Annotated in this window: 25 protein-coding genes, 1 tRNA gene and 2 pseudogenes; 10 read left to right on the forward strand and 18 right to left on the reverse strand. The window is 64.7% G+C overall.

The genetic code is table 11. The features are described 5' to 3' along the window. Positions 1 to 60: 60 nt before the first annotated feature. Both AC5Y4D_RS04415 and AC5Y4D_RS04420 read right to left on the reverse strand, forming a co-directional pair. Positions 61 to 1,332, reverse strand: coding sequence for an ATP-binding protein (locus AC5Y4D_RS04415; protein WP_500036485.1), 1,272 nt, complete (start codon positions 1,330 to 1,332; stop codon positions 61 to 63). A gap of 463 nt (positions 1,333 to 1,795) precedes the next feature. After that, positions 1,796 to 2,122: a GlsB/YeaQ/YmgE family stress response membrane protein gene (locus AC5Y4D_RS04420; protein ID WP_500036486.1), complete on the reverse strand. Its 327-nt coding sequence runs from the start codon at positions 2,120 to 2,122 to the stop codon at positions 1,796 to 1,798. Between the two features lie 502 nt (positions 2,123 to 2,624). On the opposite strand from AC5Y4D_RS04420, the gene AC5Y4D_RS04425 reads away from it, so the two are divergent. Further along, complete coding sequence (locus AC5Y4D_RS04425) at positions 2,625 to 2,969, forward strand: DUF2510 domain-containing protein (protein ID WP_500036487.1); 345 nt, start codon at positions 2,625 to 2,627, stop codon at positions 2,967 to 2,969. 9 nt (positions 2,970 to 2,978) lie between these two features. After that, the gene (locus AC5Y4D_RS04430) at positions 2,979 to 3,272 is read left to right on the forward strand and encodes a DUF732 domain-containing protein (RefSeq protein ID WP_500036488.1); all 294 of its coding nucleotides are present in this window, start codon (positions 2,979 to 2,981) and stop codon (positions 3,270 to 3,272) included. 61 nt (positions 3,273 to 3,333) lie between these two features. Here the strand turns inward: AC5Y4D_RS04430 and AC5Y4D_RS04435 are convergent, their stop codons facing one another. The 5 genes and pseudogenes from AC5Y4D_RS04435 to AC5Y4D_RS04455 all read right to left on the reverse strand — a co-directional run. Next, complete coding sequence (locus tag AC5Y4D_RS04435; protein ID WP_500036489.1) at positions 3,334 to 3,600, reverse strand: DUF7427 family protein; 267 nt, start codon at positions 3,598 to 3,600, stop codon at positions 3,334 to 3,336. Beyond that, on the reverse strand, positions 3,597 to 3,845 hold the full coding sequence (locus AC5Y4D_RS04440) for a hypothetical protein (protein WP_500036490.1): 249 nt from the start codon (positions 3,843 to 3,845) through the stop codon (positions 3,597 to 3,599). Before AC5Y4D_RS04440 ends, AC5Y4D_RS04435 begins: the two co-directional genes overlap by 4 nt. Before the next feature lie 10 nt (positions 3,846 to 3,855). Further along, the gene (locus AC5Y4D_RS04445) at positions 3,856 to 4,446 is read right to left on the reverse strand and encodes a hypothetical protein (RefSeq protein ID WP_500036491.1); all 591 of its coding nucleotides are present in this window, start codon (positions 4,444 to 4,446) and stop codon (positions 3,856 to 3,858) included. Beyond that, entirely contained in the window at positions 4,446 to 4,700 is a 255-nt protein-coding gene (locus AC5Y4D_RS04450) for a hypothetical protein (RefSeq protein WP_500036622.1), read from the reverse strand. Before AC5Y4D_RS04450 ends, AC5Y4D_RS04445 begins: the two co-directional genes overlap by 1 nt. A gap of 76 nt (positions 4,701 to 4,776) precedes the next feature. Next, positions 4,777 to 4,839 (reverse strand): annotated as a pseudogene (locus AC5Y4D_RS04455) (hypothetical protein); the annotation flags it as partial. On the opposite strand from AC5Y4D_RS04455, the gene AC5Y4D_RS04460 reads away from it, so the two are divergent. Then, entirely contained in the window at positions 4,813 to 5,328 is a 516-nt protein-coding gene (locus AC5Y4D_RS04460; protein ID WP_500036623.1) for a hypothetical protein, read from the forward strand. The pseudogene AC5Y4D_RS04455 and the gene AC5Y4D_RS04460 sit on opposite strands and share 27 nt — an antisense overlap. A 17-nt stretch (positions 5,329 to 5,345) precedes the next feature. Here AC5Y4D_RS04460 and AC5Y4D_RS04465 read toward each other — a convergent pair whose 3' ends face one another. The 3 genes and pseudogenes from AC5Y4D_RS04465 to AC5Y4D_RS04475 form a co-directional block, all read right to left on the reverse strand. Continuing rightward, positions 5,346 to 5,471 carry a hypothetical protein gene (locus tag AC5Y4D_RS04465; RefSeq protein WP_500036624.1) on the reverse strand — a complete coding sequence of 42 codons (126 nt, stop codon included), beginning with the start codon at positions 5,469 to 5,471 and terminating at the stop codon, positions 5,346 to 5,348. Further along, positions 5,472 to 5,663: pseudogene (locus AC5Y4D_RS04470) on the reverse strand (GIY-YIG nuclease family protein); the annotation flags it as partial. Continuing rightward, positions 5,663 to 5,968, reverse strand: coding sequence for a helix-turn-helix domain-containing protein (locus AC5Y4D_RS04475; protein ID WP_500036492.1), 306 nt, complete (start codon positions 5,966 to 5,968; stop codon positions 5,663 to 5,665). The pseudogene AC5Y4D_RS04470 and the gene AC5Y4D_RS04475, both read right to left, overlap by 1 nt. Before the next feature lie 169 nt (positions 5,969 to 6,137). Between AC5Y4D_RS04475 and AC5Y4D_RS04480 the strand changes: the two genes are divergently transcribed. The 3 genes from AC5Y4D_RS04480 (at position 6,138) to AC5Y4D_RS04490 (ending at position 7,844) form a co-directional block, all read left to right on the forward strand. Next, positions 6,138 to 7,151, forward strand: a complete 1,014-nt coding sequence (locus AC5Y4D_RS04480; RefSeq protein WP_500036493.1) for a helix-turn-helix domain-containing protein — start codon at positions 6,138 to 6,140, stop codon at positions 7,149 to 7,151. A gap of 64 nt (positions 7,152 to 7,215) precedes the next feature. Next, positions 7,216 to 7,629, forward strand: coding sequence for a hypothetical protein (locus tag AC5Y4D_RS04485; protein ID WP_500036494.1), 414 nt, complete (start codon positions 7,216 to 7,218; stop codon positions 7,627 to 7,629). Beyond that, positions 7,617 to 7,844 carry a DUF3263 domain-containing protein gene (locus tag AC5Y4D_RS04490; RefSeq protein WP_500036495.1) on the forward strand — a complete coding sequence of 76 codons (228 nt, stop codon included), beginning with the start codon at positions 7,617 to 7,619 and terminating at the stop codon, positions 7,842 to 7,844. Before AC5Y4D_RS04485 ends, AC5Y4D_RS04490 begins: the two co-directional genes overlap by 13 nt. A 114-nt stretch (positions 7,845 to 7,958) precedes the next feature. Here AC5Y4D_RS04490 and AC5Y4D_RS04495 read toward each other — a convergent pair whose 3' ends face one another. The 5 genes from AC5Y4D_RS04495 to pgm form a co-directional block, all read right to left on the reverse strand. Continuing rightward, the gene (locus AC5Y4D_RS04495; protein ID WP_500036496.1) at positions 7,959 to 9,080 is read right to left on the reverse strand and encodes a tyrosine-type recombinase/integrase; all 1,122 of its coding nucleotides are present in this window, start codon (positions 9,078 to 9,080) and stop codon (positions 7,959 to 7,961) included. Beyond that, positions 9,080 to 9,493 carry a DUF7459 domain-containing protein gene (locus tag AC5Y4D_RS04500; protein ID WP_500036497.1) on the reverse strand — a complete coding sequence of 138 codons (414 nt, stop codon included), beginning with the start codon at positions 9,491 to 9,493 and terminating at the stop codon, positions 9,080 to 9,082. The genes AC5Y4D_RS04495 and AC5Y4D_RS04500 overlap by 1 nt, the downstream gene beginning before the upstream one ends. A 78-nt stretch (positions 9,494 to 9,571) precedes the next feature. Next, positions 9,572 to 9,644 (reverse strand) — tRNA-Ala (locus AC5Y4D_RS04505). Between the two features lie 55 nt (positions 9,645 to 9,699). After that, positions 9,700 to 10,908, reverse strand: a complete 1,209-nt coding sequence (locus AC5Y4D_RS04510; RefSeq protein WP_500036608.1) for an MFS transporter — start codon at positions 10,906 to 10,908, stop codon at positions 9,700 to 9,702. Positions 10,909 to 10,955: 47 nt separating this feature from the next. Beyond that, positions 10,956 to 12,587, reverse strand: coding sequence for a phosphoglucomutase (alpha-D-glucose-1,6-bisphosphate-dependent) (gene pgm, locus AC5Y4D_RS04515; RefSeq protein ID WP_500036498.1), 1,632 nt, complete (start codon positions 12,585 to 12,587; stop codon positions 10,956 to 10,958). Positions 12,588 to 12,667: 80 nt separating this feature from the next. Between pgm and crcB (AC5Y4D_RS04520) the strand changes: the two genes are divergently transcribed. Genes crcB (AC5Y4D_RS04520) through AC5Y4D_RS04535 form a run of 4 tightly spaced genes read left to right on the forward strand, consistent with a single transcriptional unit; the run spans position 12,668 to position 15,594 of the window. Continuing rightward, positions 12,668 to 13,063 carry a fluoride efflux transporter CrcB gene (crcB, locus tag AC5Y4D_RS04520; protein ID WP_499946987.1) on the forward strand — a complete coding sequence of 132 codons (396 nt, stop codon included), beginning with the start codon at positions 12,668 to 12,670 and terminating at the stop codon, positions 13,061 to 13,063. Further along, positions 13,060 to 13,428 (forward strand): fluoride efflux transporter CrcB, encoded by a 369-nt coding sequence (crcB, locus tag AC5Y4D_RS04525; RefSeq protein ID WP_499992168.1) that lies wholly within the window; start codon positions 13,060 to 13,062, stop codon positions 13,426 to 13,428. The genes crcB (AC5Y4D_RS04520) and crcB (AC5Y4D_RS04525) overlap by 4 nt, the downstream gene beginning before the upstream one ends. After that, complete coding sequence (locus tag AC5Y4D_RS04530) at positions 13,425 to 14,522, forward strand: DUF190 domain-containing protein (protein WP_499992169.1); 1,098 nt, start codon at positions 13,425 to 13,427, stop codon at positions 14,520 to 14,522. The genes crcB (AC5Y4D_RS04525) and AC5Y4D_RS04530 overlap by 4 nt, the downstream gene beginning before the upstream one ends. Before the next feature lies 1 nt (position 14,523). Then, positions 14,524 to 15,594, forward strand: coding sequence for a phosphotransferase (locus AC5Y4D_RS04535; RefSeq protein WP_500036499.1), 1,071 nt, complete (start codon positions 14,524 to 14,526; stop codon positions 15,592 to 15,594). On the opposite strand, the gene AC5Y4D_RS04540 is transcribed toward AC5Y4D_RS04535, so the two are convergent. The 3 genes from AC5Y4D_RS04540 to AC5Y4D_RS04550 all read right to left on the reverse strand — a co-directional run bounded on the left by AC5Y4D_RS04540 (position 15,584) and on the right by AC5Y4D_RS04550 (position 18,233). After that, the gene (locus tag AC5Y4D_RS04540; protein WP_499992174.1) at positions 15,584 to 15,745 is read right to left on the reverse strand and encodes a hypothetical protein; all 162 of its coding nucleotides are present in this window, start codon (positions 15,743 to 15,745) and stop codon (positions 15,584 to 15,586) included. The genes AC5Y4D_RS04535 and AC5Y4D_RS04540 overlap by 11 nt on opposite strands. 105 nt (positions 15,746 to 15,850) lie before the next feature. Next, on the reverse strand, positions 15,851 to 16,768 hold the full coding sequence (locus AC5Y4D_RS04545) for an HpcH/HpaI aldolase/citrate lyase family protein (protein WP_499992176.1): 918 nt from the start codon (positions 16,766 to 16,768) through the stop codon (positions 15,851 to 15,853). A gap of 10 nt (positions 16,769 to 16,778) precedes the next feature. Beyond that, complete coding sequence (locus AC5Y4D_RS04550; protein ID WP_499992178.1) at positions 16,779 to 18,233, reverse strand: aldehyde dehydrogenase family protein; 1,455 nt, start codon at positions 18,231 to 18,233, stop codon at positions 16,779 to 16,781. Between the last annotated feature and the right edge of the window lie 80 nt (positions 18,234 to 18,313).

Genomic DNA, 18,313 nt, shown 5'->3' on the forward strand with positions numbered 1-18,313 from the left:
TTCGGCGTGTTGACGGCGTAAACGCGCGCCCCGTCTCCGTGCACTGCATGCTCCGTATCATTAGGGACCTAGCAGCGCCAGCGGAATCACGCCTATTCCGTCGGGGCGTCGGTAGGCGTTGGGTCCGGTATTGATGATGATCGCGTCGAGCAAGTCCGCCCGCAGGTGGTCGGCCAGCCAGCGAAGATGCGCGGTGTCTCGATCTTCCACTGTCGCAGCCAGTTTCACCTCGATAGCGAGAACCCGACCGTCGTCACGCACCACCACCAGATCGATTTCGTGGTCACCGTTGCGTGTCCGGAGGTGCCCGACGGTGGCCTCGGCGGCCTGGGCAGCGACCCGTACGCAAAGCGTGACCAAGGATTCGAAAAGATGCCCGAGCATGCCCCCGGCCCTGGGGCCGCTCGGCTTACCTTCACCGCCGAGGAGTGTATCCATGGACAAGCCGAGTAGACGTGCCGCCAACGCAGGGTCGGCCAGGTGATGCTTGGGCGATTGGGCCAAGCGCGCCAACGGGTTTCCCGCGGGACCCCATGCGGGTACCGGGTCCAGAAGCCACAGCCGAGTAAGCACATCTCGATACGCGATGCTCGTTGAACGCGCCGGTTTGTCACTGACACCGGCGGTGGCCGCATCGAGGACTGCGGTGTAGCTGGCCGTCGTGGATGTGGCCGCCGCGTAGGCACGCAACCACGCCAACATGGCATCAGGCTTACGAACGGCGAGCCCCTGCTCGGGCACGTCCCGATCAACGACATTCCGCAGGTACGAATCAAGCTGAAACTTCAATGCCCGCGCACCGAGGGTCCGCATACCCGGGAAACCCGATGCCACGATCTCATGCGTGTAGTCGACCAGCCGGACCTGCGTCGCCCCGGCGAGCGGAAGCCGTCTCCCACCAAGCAATTCGCCAAGAGTGACTGTCGGCGACGCGATCCCCCGCTCTGACAACGTCATGGGGCGCATGCGGAGCCGTCCAATACGCCCCGCGCCGGAGTGGGCCGTCGCCCCATGTCGGGGTGAAGCACTCCCGACAAGGAGAAACTGGCCGCCAGATGGATCGTCGTCGACAGCCCGGCGCACGACATCCCACACCTCGGGAACCTTCTGCCACTCGTCGATGAGCAATGGCCGCGGCCGAGTCATCAACAGACCCGGGTCGGCGTGCACTGCCTCATAGTTGGGCTTTGCATCGAGTCGTAACACGCCGACGACTCGCTGCTCGGCGGTCGTCGTCTTCCCTACTGCCTTGGGGCCGTCGATGGCGATCGCCGGTACTTGTCCGAACAGTGCGTCCAGTTCGCTGTCTATGGCGCGCCTGGCGTACCGCATAGCCTCAATCATACAATTAGCAGGCATTGAATCAGTCAAATAGCATGAACTGAATCAGTCGAATCGCATAACTTAGCCGGTGCCAACCTGCGCTACCCGATGCTGATGTTCAGACCGCTTCCGCACGACGGTTGCTGAGATCGAGAACCCTACGCCGCGGAGATCGCGGCCAAGAATCGGATACTGATGTTCGGCCAAAGCTCGTCGTCCGCGAGCGGTTCGGCGCTGTGCTGCACTCATATCTCACAGTCGCTACCGGATCGACAGAGCCCTCGACGGTGAACGGTGTTGAGCACCCAGCACCGTCACGCCCGACATCGAGGGCTCCGTCTTCACCTACCCGGAAAGGAATGCCCGACCGGCAACCCGTTGGCCCGAACCGAATTGACGTCGGTTTCGCGCCCAAAAATCCATCGGGACTGCGCCACAGGAGATTTGGTCGCCCGGACCACGTACAACGGCGCTAGCGGTGCAGTCGACCGTGTGGTTGGGCTGATCGCCCGCGCACTAACCGCAGTAAACCCAGCAGCAGGACTGCGCCAAAGATTGCAGTGAATAGCGTGAACCACCATCCGCCGCTGGCGGTGTCAACCACGAAGCTGAGCAAGAAGCCGCCAAGGAGTGCCCCTACGACGCCGATGACGATATCGAGTAACAGGCCTTCTCTGGTCTTCATGATGAGGCTGGCGATCCAGCCTGCAAGTGCACCGATAATTATGTACCCGATCCAGCCAACGCTGGTCAGGGTGCTTGAGCGAGCCAGAAACTCCTCAGCAAACGTACTAGTCATTTGCGTACTCCCTTTTGATGACGGTCTCGGTTAGTCTCGATCCGCGAGCGGACGCGAGATCCACTGCCGTGACAACAGATTTGAATGAAGATCAGTGGATGTATGGTGGCGTCGGCCCGTACGGCGTTAACTTCATGCAACACCTCCCTCGGGATGTCCGACTACACCCCTAGGGGTGTATTTGAACACCGTCACGCCGCGAGCCCAACGCCAGCTACCGCGTCCTTGCGACCGCGTAATCGAAGCGTCGCGTTCGAGATCGCCATCAGGCGGAGTACGCCCATGTCGACCGGGATGTTGCCGAGAAAATCAGTGAAACGCTGTGACCTGCGATTTCTTGGTGGAGCTAAGGGGACTCGAACCACTTGCGAAACAGCAGTAAACACGTCTTAAGCTGCGGAAACACTCTCATGTCATCCCCGCCCAGGCAATCCCAGACAATCCCACGATATGCGGAAATACGCCGACCGATTGACGGCGTCAACGACGAACGAGGTTTAACGTGACAGCACCAGCGGCTACGCTCACCGGCATGGGCTACCCGTCGCCGTTGCCACCTCCTGGCTGGTATCCCGACCACGCTGGCCTGGGGCAGAGGTACTGGGACGGCGTGGAGTGGATTGGCCCACCGGTGCCGCTCGCCCCCCAACCTCAGCAGCCGGCGGCGTTCGTCGTGACCGGCCCCAACCATGCTCTGCACGCCATCCTGACGTTGTTCACGTTCTGGGCGTGCGGCGGATGGGCCTGGGTGTGGTTGATCATCGCGATCAGTGACAAGCGGCAGGTGCGGCCGATCAACGCGTACGGCCAGTTGCAGCCACCGGCATTCGGGCCGCCACGATATTAGGAGGAAGCGATGATCAGAGGGCTACTCGCGACTGTTGGCGTCGCTGTCACCGCGGCGGTACTCACTGTTGCCCCCGCGCACGCTGACGAGAATGGTTACGTCGCCGACTTGAACGCGGTCGGTGTGCCGATGCCGGCCGGGCCGGCGCCGATCATCGGCGGCGGGTATCAGGCGTGCGGCGCGATCCGGGGCGGCATGTCGGTCGAGACCGCGGCGACCCAGTGGGGACTACTCAGTGCGCAGTGGGGACCGGCGATCGTCGCCGCAGCGCAACACAACCTCTGCCCCGACACGATCCGCTGAAACACGGAAAAGCCCCCGGCGGCCGTCAGGCCAACCGGGGGTGCGTGATGTTTTGTATTGCTCAATGAGTCATGGGGTCGCTTTCGAAGACGACGGTCCATCGTCGGTGGCGTGCGAGGCCGAATGCCCAGTGGATCGGGTCGGCCTGCGCCGCGATCGCGTTGGCGACGTGCAGGGCGAGTAGCGCGATCGCGGCGCGGGTCAGCAACGGGTGCAGCTCCAGTAGGGCGTCGATGCCTTCGCTGATGGTCTCCCCTGCCGGGGCCGCCACGTTGTAGCCGATCACGGCGGCGGTGATCGCGGCCAACGCTTGGTGGGCGGGCCTCACAACGGGCCGGGTTCCTGGTCGATGCTCACGTGTACGTGGCGGTGGTGTCGTCGGGTTGCTTTGCGGCGGTCGTGGCCGGCGCGGAAGATGTAGCCGCTGGTGAACATGCAGGCGGCTGCGGCGATCAGGCCGATGAACCAGCCGAATTGTGGTGGGTGGGAGAAGATTTCGCGTGCCGCGACGGCTCCGCAGTAGATGGCGAAGAAGGCCAGCCCGTACAGGTGTTCGCGGGTGTCCTGGTTCACGGTTGTCCTTTCACTCTTTGCCGCAGGTGATCTCGGGCAGCGGGTTGCGCTGCCGCTTCTCGGCGTTGTCGGCCTGGCGCTGTTTGACGGCCTGCATCTGCGCCATGATCTGGTTGAAGCGGTCGAAGTAGACGCGGGTGACGTCGTACATGTACTGCTGGCGGCGATCGACGCTGTCCCCGATGTTGGGTGGGGCGTTGAGGAGGCGGCGGATCCACTCCGCGTTCGCCTCGAGCAGCTCGTCTCTGTGTTCGCCGAGTTCTTTGGCCAGTGCGGCGTCTTCGTCGTTGATGTCGGCGCGGGCTTTCGCGGCCTCGTAGGATTCGGCCCAGCAGCGGGTGACCTCTTGGTTGAGTTGCCCGGCTTGTTCCTGGGTGCGTTGGGCGGTGAGCAGCACGTAGCCGAGCATGGTGATGGCGATCAACCCTGCCAGCCATGTTTGTGAGATTTTGCCGGTGATGTGGTTCTCGCCGTCGGGGAGCGGGTGGTGGCGGTCCAGCCATTTCGCGCGGGCGTGGGCGTAGCAGCGTTGCCCGCAGAAGCCGGCGGCGGCGCCGATGATGAACGGCAGCGAGTAGACGAGTTCGAGGATGTGCAGCATCAGGATTCACCACCGGGGGGGTTGTCGATCAGCGGCGGCGGGAGGTGCTCGGCGACTTCGGGGTGGTTGGCTTTGGCGACTTCGGCGAGGCGGTCGGCTTTCGTTTCGGCGCGGATCGCTGTCTCGTTGACGTCGAGCATCCGCGTTTTGGCGGTTTCGGCGGCGCTGCGCGCGGTCTTCGCGTCGTTGGCGATCTCGGCTTCGCGTTTCTGCTTGTCGCTGCCGGCTGCGCCGAACAGCCACGCCCCGGCCATGCCGCACAATCCGGTCAGGTAAGACCAGGCCGTCGTCCACGAGGAACCGGCGCAAGTCAGATTCCTTCAGTCCGAACGTCTTTGCGACCTGCCGGATTAGTCGGGCGCCTCCTTGCGCGGTGAGGTAGTTGTCCGCCAGCTCGGCCTTAGGCTCAAGCTCGGCAACCTTCGCCTCGGCCAACTCGGCGCGCTCCGCTTGGTCGGCGGCCGCCCGCAGCGCCTCAGCGTACGTCTGTGGAATAACGAACCGGGGCGACGCTTGCTCGGTGTCCAGAAGGTAGTCGCGGACCCGGTGCGCCACCGAAGAATCACGAAGCAGCATTCCGATACGCAGCACCGCGCGACGGGGATAGAGGGTAAAGCTGCTGGCCGAGGAGGGCACCTTCATGTTGAAGGTCTCCTCGAATTCAGCGCGGCCGATTACCCGGAGGCCGTCATCATCCAGCTCTTCGCGGTTGCGGAGCACCACGGTCTGGATGGTCTTGACGGGAGCTTGATAGAACTCGGCGACCATGTCGGTGGTGACGTGAATGTCGTCCGGCAAGCAGCGGAGCACGCCGACCTTGTCGAGCACATCGATGCGTTCAGCCAGGGCGTCGCGTTCGGCGCGGGACCGGGCTTCGGTTAGATCAAGCTGCGCCGCGGTCATGCTGGCACCTGCTCGCGGCGCTGGCGCTCATTCAGCACTTTTTGCTGTTCACGCTCGATGCGCCGCGCGGTGGGATAGTCGTATGGTCCAGCCATCCGGCGGCGAGCGACCCGCTCAACCATGCGGCGGTTGCTGCCCCTGCGGTGTTCGCGCCAGCGCGCCTCTGGTCGTCGGGTGCACCCGACATATAGGACCGCACCAGCGTCGTCGTATAGCCAATAGACGAAGTGATTGCGCAGGCCGGGGGCGATCCTCTCTGGATGCCTTCCGTTCCCGTGCGGAACGCTCGAAGTCCAGCTACGCCTCGCGCCCATCAGGCAGACCGCCGACTCGCTGCTGTCGCCACGCCAGTACGGGCCGACGGCTTGGCCCGCTCGACGGGCGGCCGCAATGGTCCGTGCCAAACATTCAGGGGTTCGACGCCGAGGGCCTTCGCCCAAGCCGTGAGCAGTCGGTCGCTCGCTTTCTTGTTGCCGTTCTCCACGTTGCTGATCCCGGCGTCCGTGATCTCAACCCCTTGTTCGGCTATCCGTTGGGCAAGGTCGGTCTGGCTTAGTCCGTGAGCTTGGCGGAGATCCTTGATCCGAATCATCGGTCCTAGCGGTTCCATCGCTGGCATAGCGACAACTCTAGACAAGCATCGCTAGTAACGCAACGACAATCGCAGGTTTCTACCGCCGAACTGCAAAACGACAATCTTGTAACTATCGATTCAAGCGCCTGAACTGGCGATAGACTTGTCGCAACCTAGCTGGACTTGTCGCGGTAGTGGGTGGGAAGGTTCGGCCATGACAAACGCGGACACCCCGGCGGCACGACTGGGTCGCCTGGTGCGGGCTCGTCGCAAAGAGCTCAAGCTAACTCAAGCCCAGATACAAGCCAGTCAAGGACCTTCGACAGCAACCCTGCGACTGATCGAAAACGGCCGACACACGGATTTTCGCGCCAGCACCAGCGCTCCCCTTGAACGCGTCCTGCAGTGGGAGCCCGGCAGTATCGACAACATCTTGTCGGGTGGCGATCCAACTCCTTCGCCACCAGGTAAAACAGGCGAGGGCAACCCCGCTGTCGAGCCACTGAACATCCGCTACCTGCGCATCCGAGCTACGCCAGAAGAACGACGATCCCTCGATGACCATGCTTTTCTGCAGGAGTGGGAAGCCGCTCACCCACGACGGCCGGATCCAGCGCTCGGCGTGGACGAAGACGGTAATTGGCTACCGGTCGAGACCACCTTCGAGAATTGGTTGCGGGCGCGCAATCAACTGAGCACACGGGTGCTCCATTACGCCCGCGCTCGGGGGATCTCTTTCAAGGCTGCGGAGGAAGAGTTGCCTCATGTGCAGCAGATGGCTGCTGACGTGGCTAACGGAACCGGACGTCCATGGACGCCGCCTTGGGACCCGGGTGCGGAGTTCGAGGAAGGCGAGCGGCCGTGGGAAGCGGAGTTCTGGATGTATACCGAGGCGCTCCCGTCACCATTCGGCACCGGCGGCTACATCTATCAGCACGGACACACCTACAACTTGGCCGAGGTGCGTCAACGTCGGGAGATAACGGCCCAAGCCGACGAAATCTGGGAAGAAGACAAGGCGAAGCAGGCCGAGGCGTACCACCGACGAATCGCGAACGCTGGCGAACCGGCGGAGGACGCGGAACGGAAGGCTGGATTTGAAGCGTCGACGAAGAAGGCAGTGCCGGCGGCCGACGGCCTTTCTTCGATCGATTTGGCTGCCGATGAGGGCGATAAGGGTCCGCACTTGCCGCCGGGCGAGGAAGAGCAGTCCCAGGATCCGGATTGAATTACAAACTTGTTGTTCCCGGTCAGACGGTGTTTTGTCGGTGCCTACCGGTAGACAGACGCCTATGTTTCATCCGTGGCGCTACCTTGCGATACATCATCCTGACGTTTCGGTGGTGTGGACGGATTTACCTGGCCGGCTGCGCGGCTGCACAGACGGCAAGACCATCTGGATAGACCGCAGTTTGACCCAGGTACAACGCCGGGTGGTGGTTTGTCACGAGACGTTGCACGTTGAGCGCGGCGTGCCGGCGGGTGCTGGTGAAGAGCGGATTGTGCGGTCACTCACCGCGAGGCGCCTGATCGAGGTGGCAGACCTAGTCGACGGGCTGCGCTGCTGTCATTCGGACGTGCACGCGCTCGCCGAGCAGCTCTGGGTTGAACCGAGCGTGGTGAAACAGCGCATGCGGGACCTGGACCCGATCGAAGTAGCCGAGCTTGAGCATCAGCTGAACGGAGACTGGCTGTGGATAGCCTGACCGACCTGGAAACCGCGATCCTGGTATTGGAGCGCCAGTTCTGGCGGTCACCGGGCGCGAAGGACGATGCGATCCGCGACCAGCTCGGATTGACACCGATCCGGTACTACCAGCGGCTGAACCAAATGATCGCGACGGAGGCAGCGTTGGCGTTTGATCCGGTGACGGTCAACCGGTTGCGGCGCGTTTCAGCGCACCGCCGCGGCGCCGTGTAGGGGGTCGCAACCGGCGGTTAGCGGACGCAGGCCAGGCATGCCCAGGTGGTGTGGCCGCCGCGGCGCAAACAGCCGCATGGTTGGTGTCCGACAAGCACCTGACCGCGGGCGGTGTCAGCTGAGCAGCTTGGCCATCACGTCGGCGGCCGCTTGGTGGCTGGTGCGGTCGACGTCGGCGTAGATGTCGGCGGTGACCTTGATGGATTCGTGGCCGAGGTGCCGGGACACGGTGGTGATGGGGACGCCGGCGGCGAGCATCCAGGATGCGCAGGTGTGCCGCAGGTCGTGCGGGGTCGGCCGTGGGTCCAGTTCTGCGGCGGTGACGGCGCGGTCCCACACCTGCGGCTTGAACAGGTGGTAGCGGACTGGGCGGCCGCGGTCGGTGAACACCCACTGTCCGGTCAGGTCGAGCTTCGCGAGCACTGTGGCGGGCAGGTTGATGGTGCGGCGGGATCGTTTCGTCTTCGGGGGGCCGAGTGTGTAGCCCTTCGAGTTGTACTTCCACGCGCGCCGGATCTTCACCGTCCCCGCGGCGGTGTTGATGTCGCCGGGTTTGAGTCCGGTGGCTTCGCCCCAGCGGCATCCGGAGGAAACGAGGAACTCGACGAGCGGGCGCCACGGTTCGGTGGTTGCCGCGAGCAGACGGTCGTATTCGTCACGTGACAGCATCCGCATGTCGGTGTCGTCGTCTTCGCTGGTCGAGCGGGGTAGACGGCGGCCGGCCGCGGGATTCGCCGCGATCAATCCTTTCGCCGCGGCGGCGCCGAGCGCGCCGGACAGGAACCCGTACCGGTTGCGGATCGTCTTGGCCGCCGGCACCCGCCCGGTCTTCGCCGAGACGGTGGTTTCCATGCGTTTCACCCAGGCGCCGACGTCGTCGGACGTGAGCTGCGTCAGCGGGATGTCGCCGAGGGTGGGGGCGATGTCAAGGGCAAGGTAGCGGTTGTAGACGTCGATCGTGTACTGCTCGACGCCGGTCAGGCCGTCGATGTGGGCGCGCAGCCAGCCTGCGACCGTCAGCGTCTCAGCAGGCTCGGCGCTGCGCCGGCGGCGTACCGGCTCGAGGCCGTGCATGCGCAGCGCCCGCTCCGGGCCGTGGACTTCGACGGCCTGGCGAAAGATTTCGGCGGCGCGTTTGTCGTCGAAGGGCAGCGAGGATTGGCGACCGTCGATCTTGAACAGCACCGCGTAGCAGATGGTGCCGTCGGCGCGGGGACGCTCACGAATCGACGCCATCAGGCCCGGACGGGCACGCGTTCGCCGCGGTGGCTATGCCCGCACTCCCAGATCGGCTCCTGCCCCATCGCAAACACGGTGCCCTGATACCGGCAGCGCACGCACTGGTAGGTGTACTTATAGCCAACGACTACCGCGCGTTCGCGACCGCTGTCCGGGACATAGAACCCGTGAGGGTTGGTGCAACCGTTCGGCGGGTCAGTCTCGTCATACGTGCCGTTCTTGAGTGCCGCCACACAGGCCGGGTTAGTGCAACCGGCAGCGTTGGGGGCCGACAACAGGGTCTCAGCTTCAACGTCCTGGCGGATCATCCGCTCGCCGCATTCCTGGCACTGCCACGTCTCGTTGTCGATGCGGTAGTGCTGGCAGCTCGGTGAAGGATCGCCTGGCTTGATCGTGATGTACTCGCCCATGTCTGCACCCTACACCGCGTCAACGATTGACAAATGGTTGACAAGCCGTTTTGTGGTACTGTTTCTGCAGTTAAACGGTGGAGCTAAGGGGACTCGAACCCCTGACCCCCACACTGCCAGTGTGGTGCGCTACCAGCTGCGCCATAGCCCCAAATGTCGTGCCAATCGAAGCTACACCACCGGCAACCGTCCATCAAAGCTGCTGGTCATAGGCCCTTGTCCTCCGCCGACGCCTCAGCAAGACCTTCCGGACTCAAAGTATTCAGCCGGGTTTCCGGTCCCAATACCCAGCCGAGAGCAGCGATCAGCAGCACAATTCCGCTGACGCCGAAACTCCAGCCGTAGCTCACGTGCCCGGCGAACCACCCGACCGTCGTCGCACCCACGATGGCCCCGAGATCGGACACCATCTGCACCATCGCCACCGGGCCACCCGCACGCGCCTCGCTGCCGAGGATGTCCGCGACGGCAGCCTGCATCGGCGACATGTAGATGCCCGCTGTCGCGCCACCGACGAACGCCGCGACCAAGAACCACGGCAGCGATGTCACGGCGGCGAGCCAGAGGGTCGCGGCACCGGACGCGGCAAGTCCGACGATGAGCAGTGTGCGCCGCCCGACCCGGTCAGACAGATCGCCGCTGGGGACGACGGCTATCGCATTACCGACCGCGAACATCGCGAGCACCACGCCGATGACGCCGACGCTTCGTCCCATGACGTCGGTGATGAACAGCGGGACCAGCGCGACGCGCAGCCCGAACGCCGACCAGCCGGTGGCGAAGTTGGCCAGCAATGACGACCAGTACGCGCGTACCCGCAATGCCTGGTGCATCGTCACCGTCGATCGCGTCGGCGGACCAGGTGCGGCCAGTTCCGAGTGACGCAGGCTGAAAAACACCACTGCCGTGACGGCCAGCAGCCCCCCGCCGAAGATAAGGAACGGCGCGGCCAAACCCCATCCGGCCGCCAGCGCACCCACTGCCGGCCCACCCACCGCTCCCACCATGAACGATGTGGTGAACAGACCCGCCACCCGTCCGCGGGCATCGGGAGGGCTGATGTGGATCATCAGGCCCAATGCCGAGACGAAGAACATGGTCGATCCGATGCCGCTGATGACCCGGAAAACCAGCAATTGCCAGTACGTGTGAGAGAACGGACAGGCGGCGCTGGCCAGCGCGACGATCAGCAAACCGGCGAGATAAATTCGCCGCTCCCCCATCCGCTGTACCAGGACACCGCTGAGCGGTGCGAAACACATGCGACTCAACGAAAAGACGGTGACCAAGAAGGTCACTGCGTCGATGCTGACTCCGAAGGTGCGGGCAAACGACGGCATCACCGGCGAAATGACCCCGTAGCCCAGCGCGACCATGACGTTGGCCCAACTGAGGATCCAGACCTCGCGCGGCAGTCGGGTAGACCCGTGCCCCCTCGGACGGGGCCGCCGTAGCGAGATGGTCACCCGATGACTGTATTGACCACCTCGCGGGCCGTTTCTTGCACCTCCGTCAAATGCTCGGGCCCGAGGAAGGATTCCGCGTAGATCTTGTACACGTCCTCGGTGCCCGACGGTCGCGCCGCAAACCATGCGTTCTCGGTGACCACCTTCAGCCCGCCGAGAGAAGCACCGTTACCGGGCGCCGACGTCAGCTTCGCCAGGATCGGCTCCCCCGCCAACTCCGACGCAGAAACCTCGGAGGCGGAAAGCCGGGACAGCCGAGCCTTCTGCTCCCGGTCAGCAGGCGCGTCCACCCGCGCGTAGTACGGCTCGCCATATACGGCAGCCAACTCGGCATACCGCTGCGACGGCGTCCGCCCGGTCACCGCGAGGATCTCCGACGCCAGCAACGCCAGGATGATGCCGTCCTTGTCGGTGGTCCACACTGATCCGTCGCGGCGCAGGAACGAAGCTCCCGCCGACTCCTCCCCGCCGAATCCCATGGTGCCGCCGATCAATCCGTCCACAAACCACTTGAACCCGACCGGAACCTCGACCAGTTCCCGGTCGAGACCCGCCACCACCCGGTCGATCATCGACGAACTCACCGCCGTCTTGCCGACGCCCACATGTGCCGACCACGAAGGCCGGTGGGTGAACAGATAGTCGATCGCCACGGCCAGGTAGTGATTCGGATTCAGCAGTCCGCCGTCGGGGGTGACGATGCCGTGCCGGTCGGAGTCGGCGTCGTTGCCGGTGGCGATCTGGTAGTCGTCCCGGTTGGCGATCAGCCCTGCCATCGCCGAAGGTGAGCTGCAGTCCATCCGGATCTTGCCGTCGTGATCCAAGGTCATGAACCGCCACGTCGCGTCCACCAGAGGATTGACCACAGTCAGGTCCAAGCCGAAACGCGAAGCGATCTCGCCCCAGTAGTCCACGCTGGCCCCGCCGAGCGGGTCGGCGCCGATGCGTACCCCGGCCGCGCGTATCGCGTCGATGTCCACGACGTTGGGTAAGTCGTCGACATACGAACTCAGATAGTCGTGGCGCTGCACCAGACTCAACGCGCGCGCCAGCGGCACCCGACGCACTCCCGAAAGCCCGTCCCGCAGAATTTCGTTGGCGCGCTTGGCAATAGCGCCGGTCGCGGTGCTGTCCGCCGGTCCGCCGTTGGGCGGGTTGTACTTGAACCCGCCATCCATCGGCGGGTTGTGCGACGGCGTCACCACGATTCCGTCCGCCAGTCCGGCGTCGCGTCCGCGGTTGTACGTCAGGATCGCGTGGCTGGTCGCCGGCGTCGGCGTGTACCGGTCGGCCGCATCGATCAATGCCACCACATCATTGCCGGCCAGTACCTCCAGCGCCGAAACCCACGCCGGCTCCGAAAGGCCGTGTGTGTCACGGCCGATGAACAACGGGCCGGTGGTGCCTTGTGCCGCGCGATACTCGACGATCGCTTGGGTGATGGCCAGGATGTGAGCCTCGTTGAATGCGCCGTTCAACGACGAACCGCGATGCCCCGAGGTACCGAACGCCACCTGCTGCGCCACGTCCTCGGGGTCGGGACGAACCGAGTAGTACGCCGTCACCAGATGCGGCAGATCGACAAGGTCTTGGGGCTGCGCCGGCTGACCGGCTCGCGGGTGGGCCATGGTCACCAATTCTGCCCATACGCCGCGGTGCCGCCTTAGGCTGCTAGGCGCACACTAGGCACACGGGAGGGAAACAACCGGTGGCACGCCCCGACTCTCGGGAATTGGCAGCGATTTTCGCCGGCGGCGCGCTGGGCTCGCTGGCTCGAGCGGCGCTGGCGACCCTGGCCGTTCCCGATCCGGCGCGCTGGCCGTGGCCGACGTTCGTGGTCAACATCGTGGGCGCGTTCCTGGTCGGCTACTTCACCACTCGGCTGCTGGAAAGGCTGCCGCTGTCCAGTTACCGACGCCCGCTGCTGGGCACCGGATTGTGCGGCGGGCTGACCACCTTTTCCACCATGCAGGTCGAGACGGTCAAGATGATCGAGCACGGCCACTGGCTGCTGGCGACCGCCTACACCGTCGTGAGCATCACACTCGGACTGCTGGCGGTGTACCTGGCCACTGCCCTGGTGCGCCGGGCGCGGATCCGATGACGACGGTCCTGGTCTGGCTCGGGGTCATGGTCATCGGTGGTATGGGCTCGGTTGCGCGATTCCTGGTGGATCGCACCGTCGTCCGCCGCCTCGGCCGCCCGTTCCCCTACGGCACGTTGACGGTCAACGTCACCGGTGCCGCGCTGCTCGGTTTCCTGGGCAGCCTGGCCCTGTCCAAAGACGCTGCGCTGCTGGCCGGCACCGCCTTCGTCGGCGCCTACACCACCTTCTCCACCTGGATGCTCGAGACTCAGCGACTCAGCGAGGAACGCCAGCTACCGGCGGCGTTCGCCAACATCGCTGTCAGCGTGGCGCTCGGACTGGCGGCTGTGGTGCTGGGGCAACGGATCGCGGGCCTGATATGAGCGAGCAGAGCCTGAAACTCACCGCGTACTTCGGTGAACGGCAACGTGCCGTCGGCGACTCCAGACGATTCCTGGCGGATGCGATGCTGGATCTGTTCGGCTCTCGTGGCATCGCAACCAGCGTCATGATGCGCGGCATCTCCGGTTTCGGACCCAAAGGCGAACTGCGCAGCGACCGTTCGCTGAGTTTGTCCGAGGATCCGCCCGTGACCATCGCGGCCGTCGACGCCGAGTCCAGGATCGGGTCTCTGGTCGACGACGTCACCGCGATCACCGGCCGGGGGCTCGTGACGCTGGAACGCGCACGGCTGGTCACCAGGAACAGCGGCACCGACGCCGCCACGCACATCGACAGCCGAACCGGCGATGCCGCCAAGCTGACCGTGTACGTCGGCCGGCAGGTACGCGTGGCCGGCAGGCCCGCCCATCTAGCTGTCTGTGAACTGCTGCATCGGCATGGATTTGCCGGTGCCACAGTGTTTCTCGGTGTCGACGGCACCGCCTACGGTGAGCGGCAACGGGCCCGGTTTTTCGGGCGCAACGTCGATGTCCCCCAGATGATCATCGCCGTCGGGCTACCGGCGCAGGTGTGGGCCGCGACCACCGAACTCGCGCAACTGCTTCCCGACCCACAACTGACCACCGAACGCGTGCGACTGTGCAAACGCGACGGCGAACTGTTCGCCCGTCCCCAAGAACTCCCGCCGGCCGACAGCCGGGGCCGCCCTCTGTGGCAGAAGCTGATGGTGCACACCACCGCGGCGACCCTGCACGAAGGTCAACCGATCCACCGCGCCATCGTCCAGCAACTGATGCGATCCGGGAACGCTCGCGGCGCCACGGTGCTGCGCGGCATCTGGGGTTTCCATGGCAACCATAAACCGCACGGAGACAAGGTCTTTCAACTCACCAGACAGGTCCCGGTCACCACCATCGTCGTCGACACACCGCAGCACATCGCGCGCAGGTTCGACGTCATCGACGAGGTGACCACGCGACACGGACTGGTCACCAGCGAGATGGTCCCCGCGGCCATATCGCTGAACGGCACCCCACCCGGCACCGAGACCCCACTCGCGGAGTATGACTACTGAAATGACCGCTGCACTTTCGGTGCCCAAGTCCTGGGACGAGATAACTCCCGGCTGGATGTCCGCGGCGTTGGTCAGCCACTTTCCCGGCGCGACGGTCGAGTCGGTCACCGTCGCCGGTCGTGACGACGGCACCAACCGCCGGGCCCGTCTGCAACTCACCTACTCCACCGGCGCCGGGCCGGCCACGGTCTTCGCCAAGGCCGCCGACCCCGCCCACAAAGACATGATCCTTATGACCAGCGGCATGTTCCACGAGCCGCGCCTGTTCATGAACAACGTCGATCTACCGCTCGAGCACCCCGTCGTCTACACGGCCCTGATCGATGAGGACGACTACGACTTCGTGATGATCATGGAGGATCTCAACGCGCGCGCCGCCGACCCTCGTGATGCCACCCGTCCGATGTCGGTGGATCAAGCCGCCTCGGGCGTGCGTGGACTGGCTCGACTGCACGGCAAGTACTGGAACGAGCGCCTACCGACGTATCCGGCGCTGCGCTGGCTCGAACCGTTTCTTCCTTGGGACGGAATGCAATACGCTCCCTTGCACGAAGCCCAGGCGCGCCTGGGTGACGACGCACCGGCCGAAGTGCTGTCCCTGACCGCCGACCGGCTGATCGAGTCGATCTGGAAGCCCTACATCCGGACCCTGACCGCCGGACCACAAACCCTGCTGCACGGTGACCCGCACATCGGCAACACCTATCTGCTACCCGGGGGTGAGGTGGGCTTCCTGGACTGGCAGGTCGCCCGCCGGGGCAACTGGTCGCTGGATCTGGGTTATTTCCTGCAGGGCGCGCTGACCGTTGCGGACCGGCGCGACCACGAACGTGAACTGCTCGAGGTCTACCGCGCCTCGCTCGGGCTGCCCGGCGACGAGACGCCGAGCAGCGAGGAAATCTGGCTGTGGTACCGGGCGTCGGTGGCGCACGGACTGGCCATCTGGCTGTGCACCGCCAGCGCGGGCGACCTGTGGCAACGACCGGACATCGCTGTCGCACTGGCGCAACGGTATTCGGCGGCCTATTCCGATCTGGACACTGCACAGGCGCTGCGCGACATCACCGCCTGATCCATCTTTCGGCGAGTGCGGCAATCCAGTCGGGCACCGCGTCGGCGTCATCCGGCGGCGACTCGACCAGCACCAGCTCGTGCACGCCGAGCTCGGCCAACGCCTCGACATCGTCGGGTCGCGGACTGCGCAGGGCAACCGAGAGCCGCAACTCACCGGGACTGCGGGAGTTGCGCGAGCAGACGCAAAATCCCCCGTTTCGGTACGAAACCGGGGGATTTTGCGTCTGCTCGCGCCCAAAAACTCGCCCCCGGACTCAGTAATGGTAGGTGTCCGTCGGAGCTGGCGAATGGCCTTGATCGTCCTCGAAATCCGACACCTCGATCGCATAGGACCTGGCCAGGTCCAGGATCTTGGTGGCCCGGGCGATGCGCGGCAAGTCCGAACCATTGCGGATCTCGCCCCCGTCGCGTTCGAACTCGGCGAAAAATTCCTTGGCCCAACAGATTTCGTCCTGCGACGGGGACAGGCCCTCGTTCACCACCGCGCATTGATCCGGCGACAGGCAGATTTTGCCCGTCATCCCGAACTCGACCGAGACCGCGGTCGCCTCGATCAGCTTGAGCGGATTCGAACCGATGGTCGGTCCGTCGATGGCGCTGGCCAGCCCGGCCGCCTTGGCCGCGATGGTGAAGCGGGACCGCGCGTAGGCCAACGTGGACGGGTCTTCACCGAAGCCGGTGTCTCGGCGGAAGTCACCGATGCCGAACGCGAGCCGGAAAGTGCCCTTGGCCGCCGCGATCTCGGTGATGCGTTCCAGTCCCCGGGCCGTCTCGACCAGCGCCACGATCGGCACGTCCGGCAACCGCTTGGCGGTCTCGGTGACATGGTCCACCGACTCGACCATCGCCAACATCACCCCACCGACCGAGGTACCCGCCAGCTGCGCGAGATCGTCGGCCCACCAAGGGGTTCCGAATCCGTTGATCCGGACCCAGTCGTCGTTGCCGACCGACAACCAACGCACCACGTTGTCGCGGGCGCTGACCTTGTCCTTCGGCGCTACCGCGTCCTCGATGTCGAAGACGACGATGTCGGCGCGGGAGCGGGCAGCGGCATCGAACCGGTCGGCGTGGGTGCCGTTGACCAGCAACCAGCTCCGGGCCAGGACCGGATCGATGCGTGAGCCGACGTCGGCGGGGTCCGTGATGTCGGTATCGCCCTGTTCATACACGGACCCAACGCTACAGCTGAGCCCAAACCGACTTCGTCTTCATGTACATGTCGATGCCCTCCCGGCCGAATTCGTGACCCCATCCGGACTGCTTGTGGCCGCCGAACGGCACGTCGTGGTCGAACACCAATTGGCAGTTCACCTGCACGCTGCCCGCTTGGAGTCGCTTGACGATCCGGTGGGCGCGGCCCAGGTTCTCCGTCCACGCGGTGGCCGCCAGACCGTAGGTGGTGTCGTTGGCCAGGGCCACCGCCTCGTCCTCGTCGTCGAACGGCAAGATGCTGACCACCGGACCGAAGATCTCCTGCTGATACAGGCGCATGCCGGGGTCGACGTTGGTGAGCACCGTCGGATGAACGAAGTACCCCTTGCGGTCCAGCCGGTACCCACCGGTGACCACGTCGACACCGTCGCTCTTGCCCTCGTCGATGAAGCCCATCACCCGGTTCAGTTGTTTCTGGCTGATCAGCGGGCCGCTGACGCAGCCCTCCTCGCTGGGCGCGCCCAATTTGAAGGTATTCGCCATCATCGAAATGCCTTCCACGACTTGGTCATACACGCCGCGCTGGGCGAAGATCCGCGACCCGCACACGCAGCCCTGCCCGGAGTGCACGAAGATGCCGAGCGAGGCCATCAGGACGGCCTTGTTCATGTCGGCGTCGTCGAAGATCAGCACCGGCGACTTCCCGCCCAATTCGAGCGTGACCTTCTTCAGGTTGTCCGCCGAGGCTCGCACGATCTCCTTGCCCACCTCGGTCGAACCGGTGAAGGCGACCTTTTCGACGCCGGGATGCGCGGTGATCGCCGCGCCCGCGGTATGGCCGTAGCCGGTCAGCAGGTTGACCACACCCTCGGGTACGCCGGCCTGATGAATCAGCCGGTCCAGCAGCAGCGCCGACAGCGGTGTCTCCTCGGCAGGCTTGACCAGCATGCTGCAGCCGGCGGCCAACGCGGGCGCGAGCTTTGCGCTCGCGTTGAAGATCGGACCGTTCCACGGAAAGATCAGCCCCACCACCCCGTAGGGCTCTTTCAACGTGTAGGCGTGCATGTTGACGAAGGCATCCGTGGCGATTCCGTCGGTCTTCACGTCGTAGGCGACGCCGTTGATCTTCGAACACCACCCGGCGTAATAGCGGAAGAACTCCGAGCAGGTGGACATCTGCAACTGCGCCTGCATCAGCGGCATGCCGGTGTTGAGCGAGTCGAGCTGGGCGAACTCCTCGGCATGCTCGTCCATCAAATCCGCGATGCGCCACATGATCTTGGCCCGCTGGCGACCCGGCAGCTCCGACCAGACACCGGACTGAAACGACTCCCGTGCCCGCCCCACCGCCTGGTTCACCGCGTCCTCGCCGCAATCGGTGAACTCGGTGATCTGCTCTTCGGTCGCCGGATCGATGACCGGGATGACGTCTCCCGTTCCGGGGCGTTCCCGAATTTCGTCCAGTACCGTTTGCACGGCCATCGTCGATCCCCTCTCGTCATCGAATGCTGAGCACCTGCTTAGCACCGTGGGTGCGGTGGGGTCAAGATTCGGCCAATCCA

This window comes from Mycobacterium sp. NGS67, assembly GCF_059812185.1.